Raw genomic sequence first — 10,512 nt, forward strand, 5'->3', positions numbered from 1 at the left:
GCATTTTGCAAAAATTCAAATGAAATTCTTTAAAGGACTAACATTTTTACTTATTAAAAATTGGCATGTTTTTTGCTTATTTAAAAATGTAGTTGACAAATTCAAATTTTTAATGTATGTTTAAGATTAAAAAATACTTTGATAGGAGGTATCACAATGAAAAAAGTAGTAGCATTGACAGTAGCAGCAGGTTCTTTGTTCCTTGCAAGCTGTGCAAACTATGCAACAAAGGAGTACGTTGACCAACAAGTTGCGTCAGTTTCAGAAAAGGTAAACAGCGTTGATGCTAAATTATCAGCATTGGAAAGAGAAGTTGCAGCGTTAAAAGCTTCTCCTAAAACAGATGCAGGCTTAGCAGCAAAAGTATCATCTTTAGAATCTGAAGTTAACAGCTTGAAAAACACTTGCCCAACAGCTTGTTCTGACAGAATCAACAAACTTGAAAAAGATGTTGACGAGTTAAAAGAAAAAGTAAGCAAACAAACAACCCATATGGAAAAAGAAGTTGAAAAATCTATGAGAAAGTAATGGAGGATTATAGATGAGAAAGTTAAGTATGGCAGCAGGTGCAGCTTTGATAGCTGTTTTAATGCAAAATGGAGCTTTCGCTCAGGACTCCATGTGTGGATGTTATGAAGCTCCTATAGCAAAAGATGGAAAAGTAACAAAAGAGTATGTGGATTCTCAGTTTGCTCCAATTTTTCAAAAGTTGGATAACATCAACGCAAGAGTTGATGCGTTGTCTAAAGAGTTGGCTAATATGCCTAAAGGTTCTGATGCTAACTTGGCAGCAAAAGTTTCCGCTTTAGAATCAGCTATAAACGAGCTTAAAAACTCTTGTCCAGCTGAATGTAATGCAAAATTGGTTTCTGTTGAGAAAAACATTGCAGAGCTAAAGGACAAAATAGAAAAAAGGTCTCAACATTTAGAAAAAGAAGTTGAAAAATCTATGAGAAAGTAATTTGTTAATCCTTTTGTGACCTTTTTGGTCACCTTTCTTTTAACCTCTACCCCAGCAAGAAGTCACCATCTTCTATAAGGTGGTGATGAATTGCTACTTTAGTGTATAATATTTCAAAAATCAAGGTAAAAAATGCTAAAGGCATATAGATATAGAATATATCCAAATAAGAAGCAAAAAGAGTTTTTCGCAAAAACCTTTGGTTCTTGTCGGTTTGTTTGGAATAAAATGCTTGAAGAAAAATTAAAAGCTTTGGAGAACAAAGAAAAAATACCAAGAATAACTCCTGCAAAATACAAAGAAGAATATCAATTCTTAAAAGAAATAGATAGCTTAGCTTTAGCCAATGTCCAACTTAACTTAGAAAAAGCATTCAAGAACTGGCTTAAAAACCCTAAACACTTTGGAAAACCTAAATTCAAAAAGAAAAAAGATAAACAATCCTACACTACCAACAACCAAGGAAATACCATAAAAGTAGATTTTCAAAACAACCTACTATACTTACCAAAAATAAAACAAGGTATCAAAATAAAACTGCACAGAAAATTTGAAGGAAAAATAAAATCCGCAACCATATCCAAAACAACAAGTGGTAATTACTATGTAAGCATATTGGTTGAAACACAAAACAACGATAACAAACCAAAAGAACCACAGAATAAAGTCTGTGGAATAGATTTAGGTGTTAAAACATTTGCAACCATCACAAACGATAAAGGAAGTTATAAAGTAGAGCACCCAAAATATTTACTTAAAGCAGAAAAAAGATTAAAAAGACTACAAAAACAGTTATCAAGAAAACAAAAAGGTTCCAAAAACTGGGAGAAGTTAAGGAAATTATTAGCAAGACAACATGAGTATGTAGCAAATGCAAGAAAAGACTTTTTACACAAACTATCCAAAGCCATCATAGACGAGAACCAAGTCGTGGTGGTAGAGGATTTGAGTGTAAAAGGTCTTATAAAATCCTTTTTATCAAAACATGTTTCAGACAGTGGCTGGGGTATGTTTTTATCGTATTTAGAATACAAAGCAAGATGGTATGGCAGGACAATATTAACGGTAGACAGGTTTTATCCATCATCTAAAAGATGCAGTCATTGTGGATATATTTACAGCGATATGGATTTGTCTGTTAGAGAATGGACCTGTCCTATATGTAAAACATACCACGATAGAGATGAAAACGCAAGTAAGAACCTATACAGGTATGGGTTAGATTATCTAAGAAAGAGTAGGGAAGGAACAGCCCGAATTCAAGCCTGTGGAGAATGCTCTGACAGCGGAATGGTGATAACACCAGTCTACGAGTCATCATTCAATGAAGCAGGAAGCTCATACTTGTATAAGTGTGGGTAGTTCACATCAAATATCTAAAAATGGTAAAATATCTTAAATATTCCTTTTTTGAGGTTTCTTATGGAAAGAGCTATTCTTGCTTTGGAAGATGGTCATTTTTTCTATGGATGGTCTTTTTCTTCTCCTGTAAAAGAAACTGGAGGAGAGGTTATCTTTAACACATCTATGACCGGATATCAGGAGATTCTTACTGACCCTTCGTACAAAGGTCAGATTGTGGTTATGACAGCTTCTGAAATTGGAAATTACGGGATAAATGAAGAAGATGAGCAATCGGATAGAGTATGGGTTAACGGATTTGTTGTTAAAGATGTTCCGAATGTTTATTCTAATTACAGAGCTGTTGAAAGTCTGAAAGATTACCTTGAAAAAAATAATGTTTTGGGAATATTCGGTGTTGATACAAGGGCAGTTGTAAGGATATTAAGAGAAAAAGGTGTTATGAAAGGTTACATTGGTGTAGGAGATATTTCTCCTACTGAAGCTGTAAAAAAAGCAAGAAGTGTTCCGGATATATCCGAGTTAAACCTTGTTGCCCAGGTGTCAAAACCTTCCGTTTACAGATGGACACAAAAAAGCTGGAGATGGCCTGTTGGTTATCAAGAGCAAGATGATTTTCATTACAAGGTAGCAGTTTTAGATTACGGTGTAAAAAGAGATATTTTAAGGCTTTTGGCAGATAGACATCTTGAACTTGTATGTTTTCCTTACAACACTTCTGCTGAAGAGGTTTTATCTGTAAATCCAGATGGTATATTTTTATCTAACGGTCCAGGAGACCCTGCAGTTTTAACTTACCAGATACAGCAGATAAAAAAACTTATTGCTTCGGAAAAACCTATTTTTGGAATATGTCTTGGTCATCAGCTTCTTTCTTGGGCTTTTGGAAGTAGAACTTATAAGCTTGAGTTTGGTCATCATGGCGGAAATCATCCTGTAAAAAATCTAAAAACAGGTAAAGTAGAAATAACAGCTCAAAACCACAACTACGCAACAGATGAATCTAAATTACCACAAGATGTTGAGATAACACATATAAATTTAAATGATAACACAGTAGAGGGTATGAGACATAAAAACTATCCGGTGTTTTCTATACAGCACCATCCGGAAGCAGCACCAGGACCCCATGACTCATTTTATATATTTGACGAGTTTTACAACTTAATAAAAGAGTGTAAAAGGTAATGAACCAACCTTTAAAAGAAAGATGGATATTAGGTTCTCTACTTCTTAATCTTTTTTTATCCGTTTTAAAACTGTTTTTTGGTACTATAACAAACAGTCTTGGACTTATTGCAGAGGCTATACACTCTTTTTCTGACCTTGTTGCTTCTGTTATATCTTTTATAGGTGTAAAACTCTCAGCAAAAAAATCTAAGGACTTTCCATATGGACTTTACAAGATAGAAAATATAGTAGCTTTGATTATATCTTTTTTCCTTTTCTTTGCAGCTTATGAAATAATAAAGGAAGCTCTTTTTCATCACGAAGACAGGCAGGTTGTTAACCCACAGTACGCAATAGGCGTTATGGTTGTTGCCATGATTTTAACTTTTTTTTATTCAAGGTTTGAAAAAGAAGCCGGAAAAAAACTGAACTCTCCAACCTTGATTGCAGATGCAGAACACATATGGGCTGACTTTTTATCTTCCGTTATAGTCCTTATAGGACTTATAGGTGTTTACTTTGGATACAATTTAGATAAGTATGCAGCTGTTGTTGTTTCATTGTTCATTTTTCACAGTGGATTTGAGATAATGAAGGATTCTATAAAAGTTCTTCTTGATTTTACCCTTGAAAAAGAAGAACTACAAAAAATAAAAAACATAATTTTAAAACATCTGGCTGTGATAGATTTAAAAAATATAAGAGGAAGGTCAGCCGGAAGCTATAAATTCTTAGAGTTAGAAATTCTTATGCATAATCTCTCGTTGAGAGAAGCTCACAAAATAGTTGATGAATTAGCGGAAGAGATAAAAAGAAAAATTCCAAATATAGACTCTGTCGTTATCCATTATGAACCAGCAAGACAGGAAGGTTTAAGGGTTGTATTTTTAGTTGATAAAGATGAAAACATAAAAGACTTTGAAACAGCTGAGTACATAGTAGCTGTAGATATTACAAAGGATTATCAAGTGATAAAAAATCCACCTATAATATTGATGGGAAATAAGAGTAAAATAATATCAAATTCAGGAGCAGATATAGTTGTGTCAAAAAATCATCCTACTGATTTTTCTACAAGGTTTATGTTGGCAAGGTCAAGTATAATGGTATGGGAAACGGAGAAAGATAAATTTGAAGAAGCCTTAGAAGAAGTGATAAAATCTTGGAAAGAATTTAACAAAAAAGAGGGTGAAAAATGATAGGAAGAATTTTGGTAGGTTTAGATGGTTCAAAAAGTTCAAAAGTAGCAGGAGAGTACGGGATATACCTGTCAAAAAATCTCAAAAGACCTGTTATCGGCGTTCATATTATTGATGTAAGACTTCTTGAAGGTCCATTTTTAGCGGATATATCTGGAGGTCTTGGTTTTAGCACTTATGCTGACCTTTTACCAAAAATAAAAGAGGTTTTAGAAGCAAAAGCTGAAGCCATTTTAGATGAGTTTGCTGTAGCCTGTAGAGAAAAAGGTGGAGATTGTTCCATTGCAGAAGCTTATGGAGTTGTTGTAAATGAGCTTGTAAACATGGCAGACCCGGAAGACTTGATAATAGTAGGTAGAAAAGGTCAGCATCCGGAGTTTCTACCACTACTTTTGGGTTCAACTGCTGAAGGTGTAGCAAGAAAATCAAAATGTCCTGTTATGATTACTCCGGAAAACTTCAAAGAGATTAAAAACATACTGTATGCCTTTGATGGAAGAGAAAAGTCAGTACATGCTGCCACATACGTAAACTACTTAGCAAAACATTTAGGTACATCTGTAAAGGTTATATCAGTATTTGAAGATGTTGTAAAAGATTCAGAAAGAAAATCAGAGTTTGAAAACAGACTAAAAAACCTTTTAGAAGTAGATTTTGAATTTGTAGACAGATACGGGCAACCAGAAGAGATGATAGAAGAGTATATAAACCAAAACAAAGACAGTTTAGACCTTGTTGTAATGGGAGCTTTTGGAGAAAGTACAATAAAAGAGCTTATTTTAGGAAGTACAACCAACTATATTGCATCAAAATCTCCAATTCCAGTTTTACTTGTTAAGTAGAGGTGAAGATGGAAAAAGATTTTGGCGGTTTTAAGGGTATTTTAGTTGTTGGACTTGGACTTATTGGAGGGTCTTTGGCATTAGCTTTAAAAAAAGAAGGTTATAAAGGAAAAATATACGGCTACGACTTGAACGAAAATAGAATAAAAAAAGCCTTAGAATTAAATGGAATTGATGAAGGATTTAATAAACTTCAAGACATACCATGGAAAAACGTAGATTTGGTAGTTCTTTCAACACCAGTTAAAACATTTGTTGAATTGGCTAAAAAAATAAAGCCTTTTTTAAAAGAAAACACGGTAATAAGCGATGTTGGAAGTGTAAAGGGAGACCTTGTTGTAAAACTTTACGAAATACTAAAACCACACGTTTTCGTAGGGGTCCATCCTATAGCCGGAACGGAAAAAGAAGGAATAGAAAACGCAAAACCAGATTTATTCAAAAACGCAAGACTTATACTCACACCCTTGGGGGAAGATAAAGAAAAGATAGAAAAAGTTGAAAGATTATGGAAAGATATAGGTTCAAAAACAGAGATTATGGACCCACATCTACACGACTTTGTATTTGCAAGTGTTTCACATCTTCCACATGCAATTGCTTTTGCATTGGTTGATAGCCTTATAGTTTTATCTAAGGAAACGGGAATTGACCTGTTTAAATACCCAGGAGGTGGATTCAAAGATTTTACCAGAATAGCAGCAAGTTCTCCAACTGTATGGAAAGACATATTCCTTGAAAACAAAGAAAATCTTTTACACACTTTACAAGTGTTCTCAAAATCTCTCCAAAAGTTAAAAGAAGCTATCGAAAAAGAAGACGAAAATAAAATATTGGAAATCCTTTCAGAAAGTAGAGAAAAAAGGCTATCCTTAGATTGAAATTTTTAAAATACTAACTAAAATTTATTAGCTAAAATAAAAAATCGGTGGAAAAAAATGGTGTTGGAAGAGTTAAAAACAAAATACGAAGAAGTTTTAAACAAGTGGAAGAATTTAAAAGAGATTTTAAAACCGGAAAATTTAGAATCAGAGATAAAAGATTTAGACGAAAAAATGGCAGACCCTAACTTTTGGAACGACCCTAAAAAAGCCCAAGAGATTTCATCAAGAAGAAATTATTTAGGGGAAAAGTTAGAAGAGATTTTAAAAGTAAACAAAAAAATCCAAGATTTGAAAGATTACATCCAACTTTTGGAAATGGAAGAAGATGAAGGACTTTTTTCAGAAGTAGAAAAAGAACTATCCGGATTAGAGAAAGAGTTAGAAAAGCTTGAGATAAACAGTCTTCTTTCAGATGAGATGGACTCAAAAAATGCGATACTTACACTACAAGCAGGTTCCGGAGGAGTGGAAGCCTGCGATTGGACACAGATGCTTATGAGAATGTATCTAAGGTGGGCAGAAGATAAAGGTTTTCAGGTTGAAATAGTAGACTATCAACCAGACGATGTGGCAGGAATAAAAAGCGCAACGATAATAGTAAAAGGACCTTTTGCTTACGGTTATCTAAAAGGAGAGCAAGGAGTTCACAGATTAGTAAGAATATCACCTTTTGATGCAAACAAAAGAAGACACACATCCTTTGCAGCAGTATCTGTAATTCCGGAGATAGACGAAGACATAAAAGTAGAGATAAACGAAGAAGACCTTAGGATAGATACATTCAGAGCAGGTGGAGCAGGTGGGCAGCATGTAAACAAAACAGATTCAGCGGTAAGAATAACCCACATCCCAACCGGAATCGTTGTATCTTGTCAAAGTGAAAGGTCACAACTTCAAAATAAATTAAAAGCCATGAACATGCTAAAAGCAAAACTCTACCAACTTGAACTTGAAAAACAAAAAGAAAAACAAAAAGAGTTAGAAGGAGAAAAAAAGGATATAACATGGGGAAGCCAGATAAGGTCCTATGTATTCCAGCCATACCAAATGGTTAAAGACCTAAGAACCGGATACGAAACAGGAAATATAGAAGCTGTGATGGATGGAGAAATAGATGGATTCATAGAAAGTTACTTGAAGTGGAAGGCAAGAGGAAATTAATGGATACGGCAATTTTGGAAAATTTGTTAGAGATAGCCGCTAATGCTGAATCTATAAAGGAGTTTGAAGAGAAGCTGTGAAAGAGAAGAATATTATTGTCTTACTATCCGGAGGAATGGACAGTGCCACTTTACTGTGGCTTGCAAAAGAAAGATTTGAAGAAGTTTACGCCATATCGTTTTTTTACGGTCAAAAACACAGTATAGAGCTTGATTATGCAAAACAGTTGGCTGAAATAGCAAATGTCAAAAAACATTTTATAGCCCAAATTCCACATCTAAAGGAAATAGGTAAAAGTGCCCTTACAGATGAAAATATAGAAATCCCATCAGAAAACTATCCGGATGAACCACCAATAACAACCGTTCCAATGAGAAATTTAACATTTTTATCGATAGCAGCAGCTTTTGCAGATACATACGAAATAGAGAACATAGGAATAGGAATCCACTCCTTAGACTCACCTTATCCGGATTGTAGAGCGGAGTTTGCATCTTCGGCAGAAGCTGCTATAAATGCAAGCTCAATAATGGTTGTAAAAAAGAAAAACAGAATAAAAATATACACACCTTTCCTTGGAATGAGTAAAACAGACATAGCAAAACTTGGAAAAGAGTTAGGAGTACCTTTTGAAAAAACATACTCTTGCTATAAAGGAACAAATCCACCTTGTGGAGAATGTGCAACTTGCAGACAAAGACAAGAAGCATTAAAATCAATAGGAATGAGGTAAAAGTTGAAGAAAATATTAATAGTAGAATCACCAAAAAAAGCCAAAGAAATATCTAACTACTTAGGAAAAGATTTTATAGTAAAAGCAACAGTTGGACATTTTAAAGACCTGCCAGAAAACGAAATGGGAGTTGACCTTAAAACCTACGAACCTAAATTCATAATAAAATCACAAAACCATAAAAAAATACTCTCCGAAATAAAAAAACTCTCAGAAGATGCGGAAGTGTATATAGCAACAGACCCAGATAGAGAAGGATACGCGATAGGATACTTTATGTGGGAAGAACTAAATAAAAAAGCAAAAACAGTTAAAAGAGCGGAATTTCACGAAATCACAAAAGAACATATCCAAGAAAAAATAAAAAATGCAACAGACTTTGAAAAAACAAACTTTGGACTTTTCAATGCATTTTTAGGAAGAAGGATAGGAGATAGAATAGTAGGTTATACAATATCACCTATAGCATCAAGAGAGATAGGAGGAAGATTCAGTGTAGGTAGAGTCCAATCTCCGGCTGTAAGGCTGATAGTGGAAAGAGAGATAGAGATACAAAACTTTAAACCTACACCTTACTATGTCATTTCTGCTTTACTGGAAAAAAATAATCTAAAATTCATAGCTATTTATGAAAAACAGAAGATAGAAGATAAAAAACAAGCCCAAGAGATATATGAAAATACAAAAGATGAAAAAGAAGCAAAAGTTGAAAAGGTAGAAAAGAAACAGGTAAAACAAAGTCCAAAACCACCATTTACCACTTCGACATTACAACAAACCGCAAACTCTGTTTTTAGGTTTCCTCCGGAAAGAACTATGAGTTTAGCACAAGACCTTTTTGAAAGTGGACTTATAACATACCACAGAACAGACAGTACAAGAATATCAGAAAAAGCAGTTGAGGGAATAAGAAAACTTATAAAAAAAGAGTTTGGAGAAGAGTATCTACCCAAATCAGCAAGAATATACAAATCAAAGAATACACAAGCAGACGCCCACGAAGCTATAAGAATAACAAACTTCGTCAACCTTGACCAACAGAAGAGATTAGTAGAAGAGAAGGGTTTAACAGATGACCATTTTAAACTGTTAAAACTAATATACGAAAGAACTATTGCATGTCAGATGACAGATGCGATATTTGAAAGAACAAACATAACACTTAACATAAAAAATTATAAATTCAAAGCAAGTGGAAGCATTTTAAAATTCAAAGGTTATAAAGCAGTTTACGATTTAGAAGATGAAGAGGAAGAAAACCAAAAACTACCTCCTATTGAAAAAGGAGAAATTGTAAAGGTTGAAAGTATAAATTTAGAAGAAAAATGGACAAAACCACCTGCAAGATACACGGAAGGAAGTCTTGTTAAAAAGTTGGAAGACCTTGGAATAGGAAGACCATCTACTTACGCAACTATAATAAAAAAGATACAAAAAATAAAAAAGGGCTGGGATAGCTCCCAGCCAGGTATGGAGGGGGAGGGAGGGGGATGCGAAATAAGGTAATATTAATATATTGTAATGTTAATATATTTAAAATGATACTAATCATATTTTAGAGGTGGAAAATGATAGACAGAGAAAATGTTTTAAAGGTTGCCAAATTATCAAAGTTAAAACTAAAAGAAGAAGAAGTTGAAATTTTTTCAAAACAGTTTAACGATATTATATCCTTTATAGAAACACTTAAAGAAGTCAGCACAGAAGGAGTATTACCATTTTATGAGATGAACACAGAAGAAGGTTTTTACAGAGAAGATGTTCCAGCTCAATCACTAACAAACGAAGAAGCACTACTAAATGGACCAGAGAAAGAAGGTGGATTTTTTATAGTTCCAAGAGTTGTAGGATAAAAAGGAGGTTTTCATGGATTTAGAAGCAAAAAGAAAAGCTTTAGAAAGCGCTATACTTCAGATAGAAAAAAGATACGGTAAAGGCTCTTTAATGACCTTATCATCTGAAGGTATAAAATCTGTTTTTCAGACGGCGTGTTATCTGCATGTTGATTAATAAATTCTTTTATTTTATCTGGATTATCTAAGATATCTTCTATGTTTTTGCCGTGTTTTTTAGCTAAGTCTTTAGCGTAATCAAGCATTTTTTTAGATACTACAGCCTTTGTTTTTGATACAGATTTTTGATGTAATTCTTTTACAAACTCTTTCCAATCTTTTTTGTTTTCTTCAACTTTGTCCAAATA

At 33.8% G+C, this 10,512-nt stretch carries 11 protein-coding genes and 1 pseudogene; 11 read left to right on the forward strand and 1 reads right to left on the reverse strand.

All coding sequences use genetic code 11. The features are described from left to right. The first annotated feature begins 156 nt into the window (after positions 1 to 156). The 11 genes from NE054_RS05400 to gatC all read left to right on the forward strand — a co-directional run bounded on the left by NE054_RS05400 (position 157) and on the right by gatC (position 10,165). Complete coding sequence (locus NE054_RS05400; RefSeq protein WP_297889519.1) at positions 157 to 528, forward strand: hypothetical protein; 372 nt, start codon at positions 157 to 159, stop codon at positions 526 to 528. Between the two features lie 13 nt (positions 529 to 541). Further along, a complete protein-coding gene (locus tag NE054_RS05405) occupies positions 542 to 961 on the forward strand; it encodes a hypothetical protein (RefSeq protein WP_297889522.1) in 420 nt (139 codons plus the stop codon). A gap of 132 nt (positions 962 to 1,093) precedes the next feature. Beyond that, complete coding sequence (locus tag NE054_RS05410) at positions 1,094 to 2,323, forward strand: RNA-guided endonuclease TnpB family protein (protein WP_297889525.1); 1,230 nt, start codon at positions 1,094 to 1,096, stop codon at positions 2,321 to 2,323. Positions 2,324 to 2,383: 60 nt separating this feature from the next. Next, positions 2,384 to 3,511 carry a glutamine-hydrolyzing carbamoyl-phosphate synthase small subunit gene (gene carA, locus NE054_RS05415; RefSeq protein WP_297889527.1) on the forward strand — a complete coding sequence of 376 codons (1,128 nt, stop codon included), beginning with the start codon at positions 2,384 to 2,386 and terminating at the stop codon, positions 3,509 to 3,511. After that, positions 3,511 to 4,692: a cation diffusion facilitator family transporter gene (locus NE054_RS05420; RefSeq protein WP_297889529.1), complete on the forward strand. Its 1,182-nt coding sequence runs from the start codon at positions 3,511 to 3,513 to the stop codon at positions 4,690 to 4,692. The genes carA and NE054_RS05420 overlap by 1 nt, the downstream gene beginning before the upstream one ends. Then, positions 4,689 to 5,534 (forward strand): universal stress protein, encoded by an 846-nt coding sequence (locus NE054_RS05425; RefSeq protein ID WP_297889531.1) that lies wholly within the window; start codon positions 4,689 to 4,691, stop codon positions 5,532 to 5,534. Before NE054_RS05420 ends, NE054_RS05425 begins: the two co-directional genes overlap by 4 nt. Before the next feature lie 8 nt (positions 5,535 to 5,542). Further along, entirely contained in the window at positions 5,543 to 6,415 is an 873-nt protein-coding gene (locus NE054_RS05430) for a prephenate dehydrogenase/arogenate dehydrogenase family protein (protein ID WP_297889533.1), read from the forward strand. Between the two features lie 57 nt (positions 6,416 to 6,472). Further along, the gene (gene prfB / locus NE054_RS05435) at positions 6,473 to 7,579 is read left to right on the forward strand and encodes a peptide chain release factor 2 (protein ID WP_297889536.1); all 1,107 of its coding nucleotides are present in this window, start codon (positions 6,473 to 6,475) and stop codon (positions 7,577 to 7,579) included. Between the two features lie 76 nt (positions 7,580 to 7,655). After that, positions 7,656 to 8,312, forward strand: coding sequence for a 7-cyano-7-deazaguanine synthase QueC (gene queC / locus NE054_RS05440; RefSeq protein ID WP_297889538.1), 657 nt, complete (start codon positions 7,656 to 7,658; stop codon positions 8,310 to 8,312). Between the two features lie 3 nt (positions 8,313 to 8,315). Beyond that, the gene (gene topA / locus NE054_RS05445) at positions 8,316 to 9,818 is read left to right on the forward strand and encodes a type I DNA topoisomerase (RefSeq protein WP_297889540.1); all 1,503 of its coding nucleotides are present in this window, start codon (positions 8,316 to 8,318) and stop codon (positions 9,816 to 9,818) included. 62 nt (positions 9,819 to 9,880) lie between these two features. After that, a complete protein-coding gene (gene gatC / locus NE054_RS05450) occupies positions 9,881 to 10,165 on the forward strand; it encodes an Asp-tRNA(Asn)/Glu-tRNA(Gln) amidotransferase subunit GatC (RefSeq protein WP_297889543.1) in 285 nt (94 codons plus the stop codon). Between the two features lie 50 nt (positions 10,166 to 10,215). Here gatC and NE054_RS05455 read toward each other — a convergent pair. Then, positions 10,216 to 10,512: pseudogene (locus NE054_RS05455) on the reverse strand (hypothetical protein); the annotation flags it as partial.

This window comes from Sulfurihydrogenibium sp., assembly GCF_027448985.1.
Lineage (GTDB): Bacteria > Aquificota > Aquificia > Aquificales > Hydrogenothermaceae > Sulfurihydrogenibium.

Excerpts from the sequence above, each read along its gene's own strand:
- NE054_RS05400 (WP_297889519.1), top strand. The coding sequence starts at position 157 with ATGAAAAAAGTAGTAGCATTGACAGTAGCAGCAGGTTCTTTGTTCCTT.
- NE054_RS05405 (WP_297889522.1), top strand. The coding sequence starts at position 542 with ATGAGAAAGTTAAGTATGGCAGCAGGTGCAGCTTTGATAGCTGTTTTA.
- NE054_RS05410 (WP_297889525.1), top strand. The coding sequence starts at position 1,094 with ATGCTAAAGGCATATAGATATAGAATATATCCAAATAAGAAGCAAAAA.
- carA (WP_297889527.1), top strand. The coding sequence starts at position 2,384 with ATGGAAAGAGCTATTCTTGCTTTGGAAGATGGTCATTTTTTCTATGGA.
- NE054_RS05420 (WP_297889529.1), top strand. The coding sequence starts at position 3,511 with ATGAACCAACCTTTAAAAGAAAGATGGATATTAGGTTCTCTACTTCTT.
- NE054_RS05425 (WP_297889531.1), top strand. The coding sequence starts at position 4,689 with ATGATAGGAAGAATTTTGGTAGGTTTAGATGGTTCAAAAAGTTCAAAA.
- NE054_RS05430 (WP_297889533.1), top strand. The coding sequence starts at position 5,543 with ATGGAAAAAGATTTTGGCGGTTTTAAGGGTATTTTAGTTGTTGGACTT.
- prfB (WP_297889536.1), top strand. The coding sequence starts at position 6,473 with ATGGTGTTGGAAGAGTTAAAAACAAAATACGAAGAAGTTTTAAACAAG.
- gatC (WP_297889543.1), top strand. The coding sequence starts at position 9,881 with ATGATAGACAGAGAAAATGTTTTAAAGGTTGCCAAATTATCAAAGTTA.